A 17563-nucleotide genomic window follows, 5' to 3' on the forward strand; every position below is an offset into this window, starting at 1 on the left:
AATAAAAAAACATCTCGATACAAAATTTCTGAAATAGAAATTTTACTCGATGTGACAGCAAATAAATAATCACTTAAAGAAAGGACTGTCAGTTCGAGTGATTTTTCTTTTTCGAAAAAATCGTATCGAGAACATTTAGAAATTTTATCAAACAAAATAAAAAAATGAAAAAACCAATTACAAATTTTATAGAAAAATACTTTTTACACTTTAATGCAGCTGCTTTAGTAGATGCAGCAAAAGGGTATGAAGACCAATTAAATAAAGGATCTAAAATGTTAGTTTCTTTAGCAGGAGCAATGAGTACAGCAGAATTAGGTAAGATTTTTGCAGAAATGATTCGTAAAGATAAAGTGCAAATTGTTTCTTGTACCGGTGCAAATTTAGAAGAAGATATTATGAATTTAGTAGCACATTCTCATTACAAACGTGTGCCTAATTATAGGGATTTAACGCCACAAGATGAGTGGGATTTATTAGAAAAAGGATTAAACCGAGTTACAGACACTTGCATACCAGAAGAAGAAGCCTTTAGAAGAATACAAGAACATATTGTAAAAATATGGAAAGATGCAGAAGCAAACGGAGAACGTTATTTACCACATGAATACATGTATAAATTATTGCTTTCTGGAGTTTTAGAACAGTATTATGAAATTGATTTAAAAGACTCTTGGATGTATGCTGCTGCAGAAAAAAACTTACCAATTATTTGTCCGGGTTGGGAAGATTCTACAATGGGAAACATTTTTGCTTCTTATGTTTTAAAAGGCGAATTAAAAGCAAGTACCATGAAATCTGGAATTGAATACATGACATTTTTAGCAGATTGGTATACTAATAATTCTGAAAACGGAATAGGATTCTTTCAAATAGGAGGTGGGATTGCAGGAGATTTTCCTATTTGTGTAGTGCCAATGTTGTATCAAGATATGGAAAAGCCAGAAACACCATTTTGGAGTTATTTTTGTCAGATTTCAGATTCTACAACAAGTTATGGTTCGTATTCTGGTGCAGTACCAAACGAAAAAATTACTTGGGGTAAATTAGATATAGATACTCCAAAATTTATAATAGAAAGTGATGCAACAATTGTTGCTCCGTTAATTTTTGCTTATTTATTAGAAATGTAGCATGGCAAATGCTTTTATAAAAAAGCAAAATTGCTAATTAAAACTATTTTATAAAAAATGAAACGAGTAATTGTAGAATACGCTAAGTTAACTACTGATATTTTAGATTTATTGGTAGAAAAATATCCTTATGGATATGATTATTCAGATATCATCTCTTTTAAAAATGCAAAAGGAGAAACTGTAAAAGCAGTAGAAGTAAGAACAGAAGATACTGCTTACTTAGTTAAAATAAGTCAGCGTTTAGAACAAACAATGGAAGATTATGCCGAAGATGAAGATTCTTTTGATGAGGATGAAGATTTAGATGTTGATGATTTAGGAGACTAATTAAAAATTATTAATTTAATAGAAAAGCCTCACAAATAATTGTGAGGCTTTTTCTATAAAAAATGTTTTATTTATTTAGCAGGTAAAATTTTACCAATACATTCTCCAAAACCAATACGAACTTTGTCATTTTTACAATGAGCTCTCATAATAACGGTATCTTTATCATTGATAAATTTACGCTCTGTTCCGTCTTTTAATTTTATTGGATTTTCTCCATTCCATGTTAATTCTAACATAGAACCCCAACTGTCTTTTGTTGGGCCAGAAATAGTACCAGAACCCATTAAATCTCCAGATTCTACAGGACAACCATTTACAGTATGGTGTGCTAATTGTTGCGCCATTGTCCAGTACATATATTTAAGATTAGAATTAGCGACTACTGTTTCCTCTCCTTTTTCTGGCTTTATAGCTACTTGTAAATTAATATCATAACTTCCTTTTTTCTCTTGCTCTAAATAAGATAAAGGTTTTTCTAATTCATTCGGGTTTTCTACTCTAAAAGGTTCTAAGGCATCTAAAGTTACAATCCAAGGAGAAATTGTAGAAGCAAAGTTTTTTCCTATAAATGGCCCTAAAGGCACTTTTTCCCAAGATTGAATGTCTTTAGCAGACCAATCGTTTAATTGTACCAAACCAAAGATGTTTTCTTCTGTTTCTTCAATAGGAATTCTATCACCTAAAACATTTGCATCAGTTGTAATAAAAGCCATTTCCAATTCAAAATCTAATAATTTTGTCGGTCCAAAATTAGGAGTTGTACTTCCTTCATTTGGTTTAGTTTGCCCGTAAGGTCTTCTAATTTTTGTCCCTGATGGTACAATAGAAGAACTTCTACCATGATAACCGACTGGCATTTGATACCAATTAGGTGATAATGTATCTTCTGGACTATTAAATAAAGAAACTAGATTGGTAGCATGTTTTTTGCTAGTAGAAAAATCGGTAAAATCACCAACAGCAACTGGCAATAACATCTCTACTTCATCCATTCTAAAGATAATTTTATCTTTATGGTTTGGGTTGTCTCTTAAACTACCATTTGTAACATCAAAAATTTCTGCAATTCTATTTCTTACCAAACGCCATGTTTTACGTCCGTCTGCAATAAAATCATTTAAATTATCTTGTAAAAAAATATCTTCTGTTAAAAGGATTCCTTTAAAATATCCTAATTGATGAAACGCACCTAAATCTATTGCAAAATCACCAATTCTACTTCCTATTGTAATAATATCATCTCTAGTTATAAATACACCAAAAGGAATATTTTGAATTGGGAAATCTGAATCTTCGTTTACTTTTAACCAAGATTTTCTATTGGGGTTATTTGCTGTTATGATCATTCTATTACTATTTAATATTTTTCAAACCTACACATTTTTTTTTCATTTATAAAATAAAAAAACAATGAAAAAAATAATTTTAGGGTTAATTTATTCTGATTATTACAATATTTATAAAAATTAATAAAATATCATTAAAACATGTTTTTAAGAAACATGTTTTTATTATTTTTGAAAATTATTTAAAAACAACACGATAATGCAATTAGATAATCAAATTTTTGACCTTATTCAGGAAGAAAAAGAAAGACAGTTAAATGGTTTAGAGTTAATCGCTTCAGAAAATTTTGTGAGTGATGAAGTAATGAAAGCTCAAGGTTCTATTTTAACCAATAAATATGCTGAAGGATATCCTGGTAAAAGATATTATGGAGGTTGTGAAGTAGTAGATGTAATTGAACAAATTGCAATTGATAGAGCTAAAGAATTATTTGGTGCAGAATATGTAAACGTTCAGCCTCACTCTGGTTCTCAAGCAAATACAGCTGTTTATGCTGCTTGTTTAAAGCCAGGAGATACGGTTTTAGGGTTTGATTTATCTCATGGTGGACATTTAACACATGGTTCTCCTGTTAATTTTTCTGGTAAATTATACAACCCTGTTTTTTATGGAGTTGATAAAGAAACAGGTAGAATAGATTATGACCATTTAGAATCTCAAGCAAATGAGCATAGGCCAAAATTGATTATAGCGGGTGCTTCTGCATATTCTAGAGATATAGATTTTGAAAAATTTAGAGAAATTGCAGATTCTGTTGGAGCTATTTTAATGGCAGATATTTCTCACCCAGCAGGTTTAATTGCAAAAGGAATTTTAAACGATCCGTTACCTCATTGTCATATAGTAACAACTACAACACATAAAACATTACGTGGACCAAGAGGTGGTATGATTATGATTGGTAAAGATTTTGACAATCCTTTTGGAGAAACTTTAAAAAGTGGAAAACCAAAGAAAATGTCTACTTTAATTAATTCTTCTGTTTTTCCAGGAAATCAAGGTGGACCTTTAGAGCATGTTATTGCTGCTAAAGCGGTTGCTTTTGGAGAAGCTTTAACAGATGAGTTTTTAGAATACCAAATTCAAGTAAAAGAAAATGCAGCTGCAATGGCAAAAGAATTTGTAGCTAAAGGATATAATATTATTTCTGGTGGTACAGATAACCACTGTATGTTGATAGATTTACGTAATAAAAATATTTCTGGTAAAGACGCAGAAATTGCTTTAGGTAAAGCAGATATTACAGTAAATAAAAATATGGTTCCTTTTGATGATAAATCTCCATTTGTAACTTCAGGAATTCGTGTTGGTACAGCTGCAATTACAACTCGTGGTTTATTGGAAGAAGATATGGTAGCAGTTGTTAATTTTATTGATGAAGCAATTACAAATGCAGCAAATGAAACGGCTTTAGAGGCAATTGCAGAGAGAGTTTCTGATATGATGAGTTCTAGAAGATTATTTGTAATGTAATTAAAGTAATTTTACTTTTATAAAAACAAAAAAAAGCATCAAGTTCATTCTTGATGTTTTTTTTATATATTTAATAAAATTTTATATGGATACTTATTTTATAGCAACAGTTTTAGTTTTTCTTTCTGCAATCTTTGGTTATGTAAACGTACGTTTATTAAAAATGCCAAATACAATCGGGTTAATGATAATGACAATTGTGTTTACTTTGATTGTTTTATTGATAAGTTATTTTGATCCTACTTTATTAAATATTGAAAAATCAATTATTTCTAGCATTGATTTTAAAACAGTTTTATTAGATGAGATGTTAAGTTTCTTGTTATTTGCCGGAGCTTTACATACCAATTTTGAGCAATTAAAAATTCAACGTTGGCCTATTTTACTATTTTCTACTTTAGGCGTTTTAACATCTACATTTTTAGTAGGTATTATGATGTTTTTTATTCTACAAGTTTTAAGTTTCGATGTTAATTTTATTTACTGTTTATTATTTGGAGCTTTAATTTCACCTACAGATCCAATTGCAGTATTAGGGATTTTAAAGCAAGTAGGAGCACCCAAAAAATTAGAAACGAAAATTGTTGGAGAATCTCTATTTAACGATGGAGTAGGAGTTGTGGTTTTTTTAACTATTTTTCAGATTGCAAAATCTGGGGTAGGTAATACTTCTGTTGCAGATGTTGCACAATTATTTGGACAAGAAGTAATCGGAGGAATTGCTTTAGGTGGATTATTAGGCTGGGTTTCTTATCGTCTAATAAGATCTATAAATGATTATGATGTAGAAGTAATTATAACCTTAGCAGCAGTTATGGGAGGTACAGTTATTGCGCATAAACTACATTTATCTGCACCTTTAGCAATGGTTACTGCCGGTTTAATTGTAGGTAATGATACTGTTAGAGCAAGTTCTATGTCTGAAATAACAGAAAAATATGTAGATAAATTTTGGGAGTTGTTGGACATTCTCTTAAATGCAATTTTATTTGTTTTAATTGGTATGGAAATGTTGCTTTTGGTTTTTGAAGGCAAATATATTGTTGCAGGTTTAATTGCAATACCAATTGTTTTAATTTGTAGGTATATTTCTTTATTTCTACCGATTAATCTCTTTAAAAAGAAATTAGATTTTGTACCCAAAACCAATTTAATTATGACTTGGGGTGGTTTACGTGGTGGTATTTCTATTGCGTTAGCCTTAGGATTATCAACAGAAATGCATAGAGATTTATTTTTGGTAATTACCTACATAGTTGTAGTATTTTCTATAATTGTACAAGGTTTAACAGTTGGTAAGTTAGTAAATAGGTTTAAACTAAAAGAATAAAAAAAAACATCAAGAATTAATTCTTGATGTTTTTTTTTGTATAAATAATATAATTACCAATTTTTAATTTCTTCTCTAACTTCTTCTTTGGTTTTACCATATTTTTCTTGAATTTCTCCAATAAATTTATCTAATTTCCCTTCTGCTTTGGCAGAATCAGAATTTACGATGTTACCATATTGTTCTTTAAATTCTCCTTTAATTTGTTTCCAGTTTCCTTTTGCTGTATCTGTATTCATAATTTTAAATTTTAAGTACCGAACTCACATTCAGTAGTGATTAATAATAGTACAAATCTATAAAGTATCTAAGTACTTGTTTAACAGTATCCATTTAAAAATGTGCTCAAATGAATTAGTTGTTTAATAGATTATTTTTTATGCTGAATTTCATCTGCAATTCTATCACTAGAGTTATCGGTTGCACTATGTACCTGGTCTTTTAATTTTTCTTTGTCTTCTCCTTTTAAAATGTCTTTATCAGTATCATTGTCTTTAGAACCTTTTTTTACGGTTCCTTTTAATGGATGTAGACCTCTTTCATTTACATCTCCAGCATTTCCTTTTGTTTGATTTTCTACACTTAATTTCTCTTTATTCGACATAATTTTCTTGTTTTACGATTAATAATGAATCAAAATTAAATTTTTAAAAGAAAATTGTTTAACTAATAAGGTTTAAAGAGTAACTCAAAAGAAATAAATGTTATTGTTCACTTGCTCTTTCTATAATGTTTTCTGGAATCGATTTTTTAGCTTTTGCCCCCATTTTCTTTAACTTTTCTACACTGGTAATTAAGTTTCCTCTACCATCAAAAAGTTTATTCATGGCGTTAGAATATTCTTTCTTGCTATCATCAATTCGTTTACCAATACCGACTAAATCTTTTAAAAGTCCGTCAAATTTATCATACAAAGCACCGGCTTGTCTTGCTATTTCTATAGCATTTCTTTGTTGTTTTTCATTATTCCACATAGAATCTATAGTTCGTAAAGTAGCCAATAGAGTAGTAGGTGTAACAATTACAATGTTTTTTTCAAAAGCTTTGTTGTAAAGATGATTATCACTATTAATTGCAACAGCAAAAGCAGGTTCAATTGGTATAAAAAGTAACACAAAATCTGGCGATTCTATTTTATAAATGTCTTCGTATTTTTTTTCTGATAATTGATCTACGTGTCGCTTTAAAGAGTTTACATGTTCTTTTAAAAATTGTGCTTTCAAAATCTCATCTTCTTCATTTACAAATTGTTCGTAAGCGGTTAATGAAACCTTAGAATCTACAATCATTTTTTTATGATCAGGTAAATGAATAACAACATCTGGTAGTATTCTACGGCCATCTTCATTGGTAAAGCTTTGCTGTATGTAATATTCTCTATCTTTCTCTAAACCAGATTTTTCTAAAACTCTTTCTAAAACCAATTCTCCCCAATTCCCTTGAGTTTTATTGTCTCCTTTTAAAGCTTTTGTAAGGTTTAGAGTTTCTTTACTCATTTGCATATTTAACTCTTTTAAACCTAAAATTTGCTGACGTAAAGCTGCATGATAATCGATACTTTCTTTGTGAGTTTTGTCTACTTTGTCTTCAAAAACTTTAATTTTTTCTTGAAGCGGATTTAAAATTATTTTTAAATTTTCTTGATTTTGTTGTGTAAATTTGTTCGATTTTTCATCTAAAATTTTGTTGGCTAAATTTTCAAACTCTTTGGTGAATTTTTCTTGTAGTTTTTCTACTTCTTTTTTGTTTTCTAATAGTTTTTCGTTAGTGTTTTTTAGCTCTGTTTCTAAACGTGTTTTATCAGAAATTAAAACTTCTTTTTCTTTTTGAATGTATCTTAACTCGCTTTGTAAATCATCAATCGTAATTTCGGTGTTTTTAAAACTTTCTTTTTGTTTATCAACTTCAAACTCTAAGGCAGATTTTTCTTTTTCTATCTTTAATTTGGTTAAAATCTTTCCTATAAAGAATCCTACAAAACTAAAAATCAGTGCTATTAAGAAGTAAGTAATCAATTCGTTCATCATATCAAATTAAGTACTTAAATTTATCACTTTTAAAACAGACAATGAAAGGAATTGCAAAATTTATATTATTTAAAATTATGGGTTGGAAATTGGAAAATGATTTTCCTAAAGATCCTTTAAAATACGTAGTCATTGCTGCACCACATACAAGTTGGTTAGATTTTCCGATAGCCATATTAACTAGAATGGCTTCTGGTACCATGGTTCATTTTGTAGGTAAAGCATCATTATTTAAACCTCCTTTTGGTTTTTTCTTTAAAGCTTTGGGCGGTACACCAATTGATAGATCTAAAAGTAATAATACTGTGGATGCTGTTATTGATGTTTTTAATTCTAAAAAAGAATTTAGGTTAGGGATTTCTCCTGAAGGCACTCGTAAAAAAGTTGATAAATGGAAAACAGGTTTTTATTATATAGCAAAAGGTGCAAATGTACCTATTGTAATGGCTACTCTAGATTTTGAAAATAAAAAAGTAAAAATCTCTGAGCCTTTTTATCCAACAGAAAATAAAGATAAAGATTTTAAAGTTTTAAGAAGTTTCTTTAAAAACGTAAAAGGAAAACATTCTAATTTATCATAATAAAAAAGGAGTTCAGTTTAACGAACTCCTTTTTATATTATTTAAATTTTTCTGATACTTTTTCTGAAATCCCTATAATTACTTGTGTTGCTTTTATCATAGATTCTACTGGCACATACTCAAAACGTCCGTGAAAATTATGTCCGCCAGCAAAAATATTTGGGCAAGGCAATCCTTTAAAAGAAAGTTGAGAACCATCCGTTCCTCCACGAATAGCTTTAATTAAAGGTTTTATTTCTAAATCTAGCAATACTTCTTCTGCAATATCTACAATGTGCATAACCGGAGTAATTTTCTCTTTCATATTAAAGTATTGGTCTTTAATTTCTACTTCAATTACATCTTGAGTATATTTTTCATTAATATCATCTGCTATTCTATGCATTAATTGTTTTCTTTTACCAAACAATTCTAAATCATGATCTCTAATTATATATTCTAAAACACTTTTTTCTACATTACCATGCATATCATGTAAGTGAAAAAAACCTTGATAACCTTCTGTTTTTTCTGGGGTTTCTCTTAACGGAAGTGCCGCAATATATTCATTAGCAATAAGCATAGAATTTACCATTTTTCCTTTTGCATATCCTGGATGCACAATTTTACCAGTAATGGTAATTTTAGCACCAGCAGCATTAAAGTTTTCATATTCTAATTCACCAATTTGACTTCCATCCATGGTGTAAGCCCATTCTGCACCAAATTTTTCTACGTCAAATAAATGTGCACCTTTACCAACTTCTTCGTCTGGTGTAAAACATATTCTTATTTTTCCATGTTTAATTTCTGGATGCTGAATTAAATATTCCATTGCAGTTACAATTTCTGTTACACCAGCTTTATCATCTGCGCCTAAAAGAGTAGTCCCGTCTGTTGTTATAATAGTCTGACCTTTGTATTGTATTAAATCATCAAAATAATCTGGTGATAAAACAATATTTTCTTCTTTATTTAAAATGATATCATTTCCTTGGTAATTTTCTACAATTTGGGGTTTGATGTTTTTACCTGTAAAATCTGGACTTGTATCTATATGCGCAACAAAACCAATCGTAGGTACATCATAATCTAAATTACTTGGTAATGTTGCCATAATATAGCAATTTTCATCTAAATCTACCTCTTTCATTCCTATTTGCTTCAATTCTTCTACTAAAATTTTAGCTAAATTCCATTGTTTTTCGGTACTCGGAAAAGCAGGATTATTTGGGTCAGATTCAGTATCTACAGTAATGTATTTTATAAATCTGTCTGTAATATATTTTTTATCAATCATTTTTAATGGTAGTTTTTTATCTTCTGTATAAGTGAAAGAGCATTACAAAACCTTTGATCTACTATAGAATCTCCATAAATTTCTGCTTTTGCAAGTATAAAATTTTGTTCGTTTATTTTGATGAAAAAATGACCAATCTGATAATCATAATTTCCTTTTTTCCCTTTAGAAATAGTATAGTAAGAGGGTTTTTCTATTAAAGTAGTTTCTGCTGATTTTATTTTGATAAGATTCTTAGATAAGTTTTCTTGCTCTTGCTTTAGTTTAAAGTTGGAATCAAAATTAATGCTTTTATTGATAAGAGTAATATCTAAAAGTAATGTTTGTGTTAATTGTTTTGTTGTGTCTGCTGTGTAAATGGAGGATTGAAAATGATCGTAATACAAGTTAGTTTTCCATGTTTCTGGAATTTCTACAGAAAATAGGTTTTTAAAATCTTTTACTTCTTCTAAATTTTTAAAATTGATTGTACTACAATTAAAATATTTACTAATTTTAGATTGTGTGTTACAAGCTAATAATAGGAGTAAAGTGGTTAGAACAACAACAAGATTTTTCTTCATAATTATTCTAAAACGAGTTTTCCTATTTTATTATGACCAGCTAACCAAGCTGTATTTTTATCTACAAATTGGATTGTATAATATCCTTCCTCAGAAACATCAACCCAACTTATACCTCCGTTATTAGAAAAAGAAACTCCTGTTTTACCAACTGCAAAAATTTCCATTCCGTTGGTTTCTGGTACATATTGTACACAACTTTTATAATTAGGGTTTTGTTTGTCAGAAACTAATGTCCAAGTTTTTCCACCATCTTTGGTAATTGCTTTATTGGCTATGTTTTCTAATGGTTTAGAATAATCTCCTCCAAATACAATTCCGTTATTTTCATCAAAAAAATCAACAGAATATAAACCTTGTGGACCATTACCTTGAATGATTGGTGTGTTATACGTTTGCCAGGTTTTACCATAATCTTCAGATTTTAAAACACGAGCTTTAGTTCCTCCAGAAACAATCCAAACCGTGCTACCAAATGTTTTTATATTGGTATTACTTGCCGCAAAAAAAGCTTCCCCTTCAATAAAATCAGGGAGGTTTGTACAATCTATTTTTGTCCAAGAATCTCCTCCATCTTCCGTTAAAATAATAGAAGCACAATTTTCTGTAGGGTCACCAACAGCAATACCGTGTTTACCATCATCAAAAAAATGTAAAGCATCATAAAACACTTTTTCATGATTTTCTGAATAGACTAAAGAGGTTGTATCCTTAGAAATTTTATATAACAAAGCAGGATTTGCTATTGAGAAAGCAAAAAAAGCATCGCCATTTTTAGCCAAACTTCTAAAATGAGGAATTATAGAGTCTTGATATGTAATCGTTTTTGTGGTCCATGTTTTACCTGAATTTGTGGTAAAACCAAAATCGCCAATAGAACCCGCGTAATAAACAGTATCTTTATCTACAACTTGTATAGTTCTTATACTTGTGCTGTCCATTTTAAATTCTTTAATCTCTACAGCCATAATATTTCTTGGTATATATTTTTTTGTGCAGGAGTTAATTAAAAGGAAAGTAAAAATAAGTAACGTTATTCTTTTCATTTTTGATATTTTTATAGCACTAAAATAAACAAATCATTTTTTAGATAATGAAAAAAGCATTGGTAATTTCTGGAGGAGGAAGTAAAGGAGCATTTGCAGGTGGAGTTGCGCAATATTTAATGAAGAAAGAAAATAGAGATTACGATTTGTTTTTAGGGACTTCTACAGGTAGTTTAATGGTATCTCATTTGGCATTAGGTATGTTAGATGAATTAAAAGATTTATATACCAATGTAAACCAAAAGACCATTTTTAGTAATAATCCTTTTAAAATAACAAAAGTTTCTGGTGAAAAAGTGATTAGTATTCGTCATTTAAATACATTTTGGAACTTTTTAAATGGAAGAAAAACTTTTGGAGAAAGCAAAAACTTAAGAAGTTTGATTAAAAAGAAAGTTACTAAAGAAATGTACCAAGAAATTAGGGCAAATAACAAAGATGTTGTGGTTACAGTTTCTAATTTAACCGCCAATCAGATAGAATATAAGTCTATTAATGATTGTACTTATGATGATTTTTGCGATTGGATTTGGGGTTCTTGTAATTATGTACCTTTTATGAGTTTGTTAGAAAAAAACAATTGCCAATATGCAGATGGTGGCTTTGGCTCTTTAGTACCTATTAGAGAAGCCATTTTAAGAGGAGCAACAGAAATTGATGCAATTATTTTAGAAACAGAAGTAACCCAGTTTAATAGATTGCCTTCTAAAAATCCTTTTTCTTTATTGTTTGATGTTTTTGATTTTATGTTAACACATGTAGAAAGGCATAATATTACTATTGGTAAATTAGCGGCTACTCATAAAAACGTAAAACTTAACCTTTATTATACACCCACAGTTTTAACTACAAATGCTTTGGTTTTTGATAAAGTTTTAATGCGTAAATGGTGGAAATCTGGTTATAAATATGCAAAATCTAAACGAGAAGAATTAATGAGTGAATTTAGACCAGACGTTTTAACGGATAAAGAAATAGAAGAAGGAGCAGAAAACTTATAGAATGAAATTCGGAAAAGTAAATAATCCAGAAAATATAGATTTTACATTACCAAACACTCATAAAGATACATTTAGACTTTTAAATACTTATCAGAAAGTAAATAAACCTAGTATTTATGTTGGTTGTGCTAAGTGGAATAGAGCAGATTTAAAAGGTTTTTATCCGAGAGGTACAAAAGATGAATTAGTTTATTATTCTAGTCAATTTAATTCTATCGAATTAAACGCTACTTTTTATAGACAATTTCCGGCAGAACAATTTTCTAAGTGGCATGATAAAACACCTAATGATTTTAAGTTTTTTCCTAAAATTAATCAAGAAATTAGTCACTTTAAACGTTTAGAAAATGTAGCTGATATTGTAAATATTTCTTTAGACAATACTTTAAATTTAAAAGAAAAGTTAGGAACTACATTTTTACAATTACACAGTAACTTTGGACCTACTAATTTTGATAGATTACAAAATTTTGCAGAAAGTTGGCCTAAAGAACTGCCCTTAGCAATAGAAGTTAGACATAAAGATTGGTTTGCAGACAAAGTAATAGAAGAGGAATTTTATCAGCTTTTAGAAGAAAATAAAATTGCAAATACTCTGGTTGATACTGCTGGTAGAAGAGACATGATGCATATGCGATTAACCAATAACGAAGCTTTTATTAGATTTGTAGGTGCTAACCATTTAACAGATTATAATCGATTAGATGATTGGGTTAAAAGATTGAAAATTTGGGTAGATGGTGGATTAAAAAATATTCACTTTTTTATTCATCAAAATTTAGAAATTGAATCTCCATTGTTGGCCGCACATTTTATAAAAAAAATAAATCTAGAATTTAATCTAGATTTAAAAGTTCCTAACCAAAAAGAAGATTCAAGTTCTAACGGACAATTAAGTTTGTTGTAGTTTTAGTTCTTATTAAAATCTACATACATATTATTATAAGAAGGGTTTGCCATTTTAGAATTATAAACTTCTTTAGATTGTTCTATGCTTTTACCAGAATCTATTGCTTTAGATCCTGTTGTAATTAAAGTAATTGTTCTGCTTAAAAGAGGATCAGATTTTTCACCTAAAGTACCTAAATTACTATCTTCTTCTTCTAAATAGACACCAGGAAAAGTAGTTGCTGGTATAATTCCATCAGGATAATTTACATCATCTTTATTTGTTATTTCTAACACAATCGGTTGCATAGCATACGTATGGTTTGTGTTTAAGTTTGTACCTGTTCTTTGGTAGTTCTCAGAATCATATAAAGTAATAGAACCAACTTGTTTACCAACTGTTGTTGTGCCAACTAATTGTACATCTATATAAGATGATAAAGAATTTATAACCAATTCTGACGCTGATGCAGAACTACCAGAAACAATAAAATAAATTCTAGATAAGTTTAAACTGTTAATAGTTTCTTCTGAAATTACATTACCAGACGTATCTGTAGTTACAATTTGATCAGTAAACCTATTGGTAAGATCTTCTTCGTCAAAAACAGCCATTGCTTTTTCATTCCATGCTTGTTTAGAAAAAACTTCATCATTAAATTGACCTGTAATCATGCTCCCTAAATAAGTAGCTGTGTTAACAGAACCACCACCATTATAACGTAAATCTACAATTAAATCATTTATACCTTCTGCTTTAAAATTAGAAAAAGCAGTATTTAATTCACTATCAAAAGAACTAGAAAATTGATTGTACATAATGTATCCAATTTTTGTAGTTCCTTCATCAAAAACATTGGTAACTAAAATAGGGTTTTCTGTAAGATCTCCTTTAGTTAAAGTAACAGTTGCTCCGCTTGCAATTGGACTTCCACTATTATAATTAGCCAAACCAATTGTATATGTTGTACTAGATAATAAAGTAGTATAATTTGTATCTGTAATTTGTGTTCCATCAATTTGATTAAAAATCATACCACGAGTTATTCCATTTGCCTCAGCATCAGAACCAGGTATTACATACCTTACATACCCGTAAACATTAGTAGAACCATCGCTGTAATATCTTAAACCAAACTCCATTCCGTTGTTTAATGTTATTCCCTGAAAAGAATTTTCTAATGCTACGTAATCATCAACAATCCAAGAAAAACGATCTGTAGGTGTGTAAATTAAGTTATCAAATAAAGATTCTGGTGTAGAAAAGCCTTCTAAATAAGCATTTAATTCTGTTTGAGAGCTAAAGCGAGTATCTGCTAAATCTGGTACAGAACCTTGCCATAAATAATAAGCGTTTAAACCATGCCAAACAAAGTTTTGCACTTCTATGTCTACAGGAATATCTTCGCTTTTAGTAGAACAATTAAAAAAGAATACAGAGATAAATAATATTATTACTGATTTCACAGAAAATTTAAATGACATAGTTTTTAGTTTTTATGTGTATTACAACGCAATATATATATAAATAGTATTTTTTTAATAAATTGTTGTAACAAAATATATTCTCTTTCGTCGTAATAATGTAGGCCTGATAACAAGATTATAATTATATAAAACAATCAACTAAACCAAAATGAATCAATCAGACTTTTTAAAAGTTGTTTTACCATTTAAAGACAAAGTCTTTAGGTTAGCAAAAAGACTTTTAGTTTCTACAGAAGAAGCTGAAGATGCAACCCAAGAATTGTTTTTTAAATTATGGAAAAGTAAAGAAAAGATTGCTGATTATAAGAATGTTGAAGCGTTTGCAATGACCATGACAAAAAATTATTGTTTTGATCGATTAAAATCTAAACAAGCAAGTAACTTAACATTAATACACAGTAATTATAAAGAGACAAAAACATCTTTAGATAAAAACATAGAACATCGAGACAGTGTAAACCAAGTGCACCAATTGATAGAAAAATTACCCGAAAATCAGAAAATTATTATTCAATTACGTGATGTAGAGCAATATAATTTTGATGAAATTTGTAAAATGGTAGACATGAAACCGACTGCAGTAAGGGTAGCATTATCTAGAGCAAGAAAAACAATTAGAGAAGAATTAATAAAAAAACATAACTATGGAGTTAGCTAACATAGAAAAATTATTACAAAAATATTTAGATGCAGAAACTACTTTGCAAGAAGAAACTACCTTAAGAAACTATTTTACAGGAGGTAATGTTGCACCACATTTGCAAGAGTACGAGTATATGTTTAATTATTTTTCTACTACAAAAGATGAAACTTATACAAAAACCATTCTGTTAAAACCCAAAAGATCTAATAAGACAAAGAACTTAAAATGGTTATCTGTTGCAGCATCTGTAGTATTATTATTTAGTGTATTTATTGGCAACCAAGAGTATAAAAAGTACCAAGAAGAACAAGAGGCAAAAGCTCTTTATGCAGAAGTAAGTAAAGGATTAAAGTTATTATCTACAAATCTAAAGAAAGGAGAACAAGCTGTAGCAACTTTATACACTTATGAGAATACCGTAAATAAAATTTTAAAAGAAACCAAGTAAGATTAGTAAAACCAAGTAAAGTTAAAAGAACAATGAAAAAAATAGCCATATTAATAGCGTTAGTAGTTACACCAATGGTAACAAGCGCACAGTCGTTTTTTGATAAATTAGAAGACATGAATGGCGTAGATGCCATTATTGTAAACAAAGATGCTTTCGAAATTTTATCAAAATTTAATCCAGGAAAATCAGAAGGAAATGAGGCAATGGAAGTCTTTAAAATGATTCAAGAATTAAAAGAATTTAAAGTGTTTTCTACCAATGATATTTCTATAGCAAACGCTATGAGTACAATGGTAAGTTCTCAAGTAAAAAGTGCTAATTTAACAGAGTTAATGAGGATTAAAGAAGATGATTCTCGTGTAAATATTTATGTGAAAACCACTAAAAATAAAGATTTTGTAAGCGAAGTTTTAATGTTTGTAAAAGGAATTGATAAAAAAACAAAAGGAAATTCTGAAGCTGTAGTTGTTTCTCTAACGGGTAACATAGATATTAACAAAATGTCTGAATTAGCAGATACTTTTGTAGGTGAAAAAGACAAGTAATATAATTAAAACAGCAAAAAGTCGGGTTTTTTAGCCCGACTTTTTTTATCAATCAAAACCATATAAATTATGAAAACATTAGTTAAAGTATTTTCCCTTTTTTCAATTATATTGATGTTGACTTCTTGTAAAAATGAAAAATCTTTACAAGGATATTTAGTAGAAAGTCAAGAAAAAACAGGTTTTATTACTATAGATGTACCTGCAAGTATTTTACAATTAAAGTCTGATGATGTTTCTAAAGAGGTTAAAGAAACTTTAGAAAGTATTAGAAAAGTAAATGTGGTTGCTTTGCCAATTAAAGATAATAAAGAAGCTTACGAAATAGAAAAGGCAAAACTTAAGAATATTTTTAAAGATAATGAAGATTATAAATCTCTTATGACTTTAAAAGCAAAAGGGATGCACGTTAATATTTTTTACACAGGTAATACAGATTCTATAGACGAAATAATTGCTTTTGGTTATGGAGAAAAAGCAGGAGTGGGAGTTGCAAGATTATTAGGTGAAGACATGAATCCGGCTATGGTTATAGAAATGATAAACAACGTAAAATTAGATGAAAACAGTATTGATCTAGAAAAGTTTAGTGCTATTTTTAAAGATAAATAATCGAATATTAAGATTATAAAAAAGCCTTAAAAGAATATTCTTTTAAGGCTTTTTTTATTTGCTATGAGTTGAGTATAAGTTTAATTTTTATCAACTACATCACCAGAACCTACAGATTTACTTTTTATGTTACTTGGTTTTCCTTTGTAATAAATGCTACCAGAACCAACTACTTTAGCATCAATCTTAGAAGATACTGTTGTTTTAATATTTCCAGATCCTGCTACATTAGCATTTAATTCATCAGTTTCTAGATTGTAAGCATTAATATTACCAGAACCTGCAATAGAACAATCAAACTCGTTGGTATTACCTTCTAAATAAATACTACCAGAACCACCAATAGATGCTTTTATAGAACCTGAATCAAGTTTTAAATCAATATTACCAGAACCACCAATACTAACTTTAAAATCGTTTGATTTTATTAAGCTTTTACAAGAAATGCTACCAGAACCTCCTAAAGAAACACTTTCTAAACTTTTATATGGTATTGTAACCGTCATTCTTTTTGTAGTGTTAATATTGGTATTATCTTTAAACTTAACTTTTAAGGTATTTCTAGAAACTTCTGTTTCTATATAAGGTAAAATGTTTTCTTCTGCTTCTATAGTAATTTCTCCTTCATTCCCTTTTATAAGAACAACATCAAAAGAACCACCAATTGCAATAGCATCATAATTAGAAGTAGATCTTGTAATAATTTTAGTGTTTCCGTTTCCTTTTATTCTTTTACTACCACTAAACCAATTTTGAGATTTTGTTGTAATTGCAAGCATTAAAACTAAAGAAGTTAAAAAGATTTTTTTATTCATAATTTTTT

General features: G+C 29.0%; 20 protein-coding genes. 11 read left to right on the forward strand and 9 right to left on the reverse strand.

Going from position 1 to position 17563, the window contains the following annotated elements:
* Nucleotides 1-164 precede the first annotated feature (164 nt).
* Together ACJJVY_RS01980 and ACJJVY_RS01985 are read left to right on the forward strand one after the other, a co-directional pair.
* Nucleotides 165-1133: a deoxyhypusine synthase family protein gene (locus tag ACJJVY_RS01980; protein ID WP_215995436.1), complete on the forward strand. Its 969-nt coding sequence runs from the start codon at nt 165-167 to the stop codon at nt 1131-1133.
* 57 nt (nt 1134-1190) lie between these two features.
* Nucleotides 1191-1463, forward strand: a complete 273-nt coding sequence (locus ACJJVY_RS01985; RefSeq protein ID WP_405604600.1) for a hypothetical protein — start codon at nt 1191-1193, stop codon at nt 1461-1463.
* Nucleotides 1464-1534: 71 nt separating this feature from the next.
* On the opposite strand, the gene fahA is transcribed toward ACJJVY_RS01985, so the two are convergent.
* Nucleotides 1535-2812 (reverse strand): fumarylacetoacetase, encoded by a 1278-nt coding sequence (fahA, locus tag ACJJVY_RS01990; RefSeq protein WP_405604602.1) that lies wholly within the window; start codon nt 2810-2812, stop codon nt 1535-1537.
* 199 nt (nt 2813-3011) lie between these two features.
* Here fahA and glyA point away from each other — a divergent pair, with 199 nt between their 5' ends.
* Both glyA and ACJJVY_RS02000 read left to right on the forward strand, forming a co-directional pair.
* Nucleotides 3012-4286, forward strand: coding sequence for a serine hydroxymethyltransferase (gene glyA, locus ACJJVY_RS01995; protein ID WP_405604604.1), 1275 nt, complete (start codon nt 3012-3014; stop codon nt 4284-4286).
* Between the two features lie 85 nt (nt 4287-4371).
* On the forward strand, nt 4372-5616 hold the full coding sequence (locus tag ACJJVY_RS02000) for a cation:proton antiporter (RefSeq protein WP_405604606.1): 1245 nt from the start codon (nt 4372-4374) through the stop codon (nt 5614-5616).
* A gap of 53 nt (nt 5617-5669) precedes the next feature.
* Here the strand turns inward: ACJJVY_RS02000 and ACJJVY_RS02005 are convergent, their stop codons facing one another.
* From ACJJVY_RS02005 to rmuC, 3 genes are all read right to left on the reverse strand, one after another.
* Nucleotides 5670-5855 carry a CsbD family protein gene (locus tag ACJJVY_RS02005; protein WP_405604608.1) on the reverse strand — a complete coding sequence of 62 codons (186 nt, stop codon included), beginning with the start codon at nt 5853-5855 and terminating at the stop codon, nt 5670-5672.
* 131 nt (nt 5856-5986) lie between these two features.
* Nucleotides 5987-6220, reverse strand: coding sequence for a hypothetical protein (locus tag ACJJVY_RS02010; protein WP_405604610.1), 234 nt, complete (start codon nt 6218-6220; stop codon nt 5987-5989).
* Between the two features lie 100 nt (nt 6221-6320).
* Complete coding sequence (gene rmuC, locus ACJJVY_RS02015) at nt 6321-7640, reverse strand: DNA recombination protein RmuC (protein ID WP_405611549.1); 1320 nt, start codon at nt 7638-7640, stop codon at nt 6321-6323.
* 44 nt (nt 7641-7684) lie between these two features.
* On the opposite strand from rmuC, the gene ACJJVY_RS02020 reads away from it, so the two are divergent.
* Nucleotides 7685-8224: a 1-acyl-sn-glycerol-3-phosphate acyltransferase gene (locus tag ACJJVY_RS02020; RefSeq protein ID WP_405604612.1), complete on the forward strand. Its 540-nt coding sequence runs from the start codon at nt 7685-7687 to the stop codon at nt 8222-8224.
* Nucleotides 8225-8261: 37 nt separating this feature from the next.
* Here ACJJVY_RS02020 and pepT read toward each other — a convergent pair whose 3' ends face one another.
* From pepT to ACJJVY_RS02035, 3 genes are read right to left on the reverse strand one after another with little or no spacing between them, the layout of a single operon-like run.
* Nucleotides 8262-9503, reverse strand: coding sequence for a peptidase T (pepT, locus tag ACJJVY_RS02025; RefSeq protein WP_405604614.1), 1242 nt, complete (start codon nt 9501-9503; stop codon nt 8262-8264).
* Nucleotides 9504-9505: 2 nt separating this feature from the next.
* Complete coding sequence (locus ACJJVY_RS02030; RefSeq protein ID WP_405604616.1) at nt 9506-10066, reverse strand: hypothetical protein; 561 nt, start codon at nt 10064-10066, stop codon at nt 9506-9508.
* 2 nt (nt 10067-10068) lie between these two features.
* Nucleotides 10069-11112 carry an oxidoreductase gene (locus ACJJVY_RS02035; protein ID WP_405604618.1) on the reverse strand — a complete coding sequence of 348 codons (1044 nt, stop codon included), beginning with the start codon at nt 11110-11112 and terminating at the stop codon, nt 10069-10071.
* A 47-nt stretch (nt 11113-11159) separates the two neighbouring features.
* Here ACJJVY_RS02035 and ACJJVY_RS02040 point away from each other — a divergent pair, with 47 nt between their 5' ends.
* Both ACJJVY_RS02040 and ACJJVY_RS02045 read left to right on the forward strand, forming a co-directional pair.
* Entirely contained in the window at nt 11160-12113 is a 954-nt protein-coding gene (locus ACJJVY_RS02040) for a patatin family protein (RefSeq protein ID WP_405604620.1), read from the forward strand.
* 1 nt (nt 12114) lies between these two features.
* Nucleotides 12115-13020, forward strand: coding sequence for a DUF72 domain-containing protein (locus tag ACJJVY_RS02045; protein WP_405604622.1), 906 nt, complete (start codon nt 12115-12117; stop codon nt 13018-13020).
* Nucleotides 13021-13022: 2 nt separating this feature from the next.
* Here the strand turns inward: ACJJVY_RS02045 and ACJJVY_RS02050 are convergent, their stop codons facing one another.
* Entirely contained in the window at nt 13023-14486 is a 1464-nt protein-coding gene (locus ACJJVY_RS02050; RefSeq protein ID WP_405604624.1) for a S41 family peptidase, read from the reverse strand.
* 151 nt (nt 14487-14637) lie between these two features.
* Here ACJJVY_RS02050 and ACJJVY_RS02055 point away from each other — a divergent pair, with 151 nt between their 5' ends.
* The 4 genes from ACJJVY_RS02055 (at nt 14638) to ACJJVY_RS02070 (ending at nt 16740) form a co-directional block, all read left to right on the forward strand.
* Nucleotides 14638-15147 carry an RNA polymerase sigma factor gene (locus ACJJVY_RS02055; RefSeq protein ID WP_405604626.1) on the forward strand — a complete coding sequence of 170 codons (510 nt, stop codon included), beginning with the start codon at nt 14638-14640 and terminating at the stop codon, nt 15145-15147.
* Nucleotides 15134-15580, forward strand: coding sequence for a hypothetical protein (locus ACJJVY_RS02060; RefSeq protein ID WP_405604628.1), 447 nt, complete (start codon nt 15134-15136; stop codon nt 15578-15580). Before ACJJVY_RS02055 ends, ACJJVY_RS02060 begins: the two co-directional genes overlap by 14 nt.
* A gap of 32 nt (nt 15581-15612) precedes the next feature.
* Nucleotides 15613-16128 carry a DUF4252 domain-containing protein gene (locus ACJJVY_RS02065; RefSeq protein ID WP_405604630.1) on the forward strand — a complete coding sequence of 172 codons (516 nt, stop codon included), beginning with the start codon at nt 15613-15615 and terminating at the stop codon, nt 16126-16128.
* 69 nt (nt 16129-16197) lie between these two features.
* A complete protein-coding gene (locus ACJJVY_RS02070) occupies nt 16198-16740 on the forward strand; it encodes a DUF4252 domain-containing protein (protein WP_405604632.1) in 543 nt (180 codons plus the stop codon).
* Nucleotides 16741-16820: 80 nt separating this feature from the next.
* Here ACJJVY_RS02070 and ACJJVY_RS02075 read toward each other — a convergent pair whose 3' ends face one another.
* Nucleotides 16821-17555 carry a head GIN domain-containing protein gene (locus tag ACJJVY_RS02075; RefSeq protein WP_405604634.1) on the reverse strand — a complete coding sequence of 245 codons (735 nt, stop codon included), beginning with the start codon at nt 17553-17555 and terminating at the stop codon, nt 16821-16823.
* Between the last annotated feature and the right edge of the window lie 8 nt (nt 17556-17563).

It is taken from the genome of Polaribacter sp. Asnod1-A03 (assembly GCF_045063585.1).
Taxonomy (GTDB): domain Bacteria; phylum Bacteroidota; class Bacteroidia; order Flavobacteriales; family Flavobacteriaceae; genus Polaribacter.

Bases quoted from the DNA above. Each gene is read 5' to 3' on its own strand.
- ACJJVY_RS01980 (WP_215995436.1), top strand. From the start codon at position 165: ATGAAAAAACCAATTACAAATTTTATAGAAAAATACTTTTTACACTTT.
- ACJJVY_RS01985 (WP_405604600.1), top strand. From the start codon at position 1,191: ATGAAACGAGTAATTGTAGAATACGCTAAGTTAACTACTGATATTTTA.
- fahA (WP_405604602.1), bottom strand. From the start codon at position 2,812: ATGATCATAACAGCAAATAACCCCAATAGAAAATCTTGGTTAAAAGTA.
- glyA (WP_405604604.1), top strand. From the start codon at position 3,012: ATGCAATTAGATAATCAAATTTTTGACCTTATTCAGGAAGAAAAAGAA.
- ACJJVY_RS02000 (WP_405604606.1), top strand. From the start codon at position 4,372: ATGGATACTTATTTTATAGCAACAGTTTTAGTTTTTCTTTCTGCAATC.
- ACJJVY_RS02005 (WP_405604608.1), bottom strand. From the start codon at position 5,855: ATGAATACAGATACAGCAAAAGGAAACTGGAAACAAATTAAAGGAGAA.
- ACJJVY_RS02010 (WP_405604610.1), bottom strand. From the start codon at position 6,220: ATGTCGAATAAAGAGAAATTAAGTGTAGAAAATCAAACAAAAGGAAAT.
- rmuC (WP_405611549.1), bottom strand. From the start codon at position 7,640: ATGAACGAATTGATTACTTACTTCTTAATAGCACTGATTTTTAGTTTT.
- ACJJVY_RS02020 (WP_405604612.1), top strand. From the start codon at position 7,685: ATGAAAGGAATTGCAAAATTTATATTATTTAAAATTATGGGTTGGAAA.
- pepT (WP_405604614.1), bottom strand. From the start codon at position 9,503: ATGATTGATAAAAAATATATTACAGACAGATTTATAAAATACATTACT.
- ACJJVY_RS02030 (WP_405604616.1), bottom strand. From the start codon at position 10,066: ATGAAGAAAAATCTTGTTGTTGTTCTAACCACTTTACTCCTATTATTA.
- ACJJVY_RS02035 (WP_405604618.1), bottom strand. From the start codon at position 11,112: ATGAAAAGAATAACGTTACTTATTTTTACTTTCCTTTTAATTAACTCC.
- ACJJVY_RS02040 (WP_405604620.1), top strand. From the start codon at position 11,160: ATGAAAAAAGCATTGGTAATTTCTGGAGGAGGAAGTAAAGGAGCATTT.
- ACJJVY_RS02045 (WP_405604622.1), top strand. From the start codon at position 12,115: ATGAAATTCGGAAAAGTAAATAATCCAGAAAATATAGATTTTACATTA.
- ACJJVY_RS02050 (WP_405604624.1), bottom strand. From the start codon at position 14,486: ATGTCATTTAAATTTTCTGTGAAATCAGTAATAATATTATTTATCTCT.
- ACJJVY_RS02055 (WP_405604626.1), top strand. From the start codon at position 14,638: ATGAATCAATCAGACTTTTTAAAAGTTGTTTTACCATTTAAAGACAAA.
- ACJJVY_RS02060 (WP_405604628.1), top strand. From the start codon at position 15,134: ATGGAGTTAGCTAACATAGAAAAATTATTACAAAAATATTTAGATGCA.
- ACJJVY_RS02065 (WP_405604630.1), top strand. From the start codon at position 15,613: ATGAAAAAAATAGCCATATTAATAGCGTTAGTAGTTACACCAATGGTA.
- ACJJVY_RS02070 (WP_405604632.1), top strand. From the start codon at position 16,198: ATGAAAACATTAGTTAAAGTATTTTCCCTTTTTTCAATTATATTGATG.
- ACJJVY_RS02075 (WP_405604634.1), bottom strand. From the start codon at position 17,555: ATGAATAAAAAAATCTTTTTAACTTCTTTAGTTTTAATGCTTGCAATT.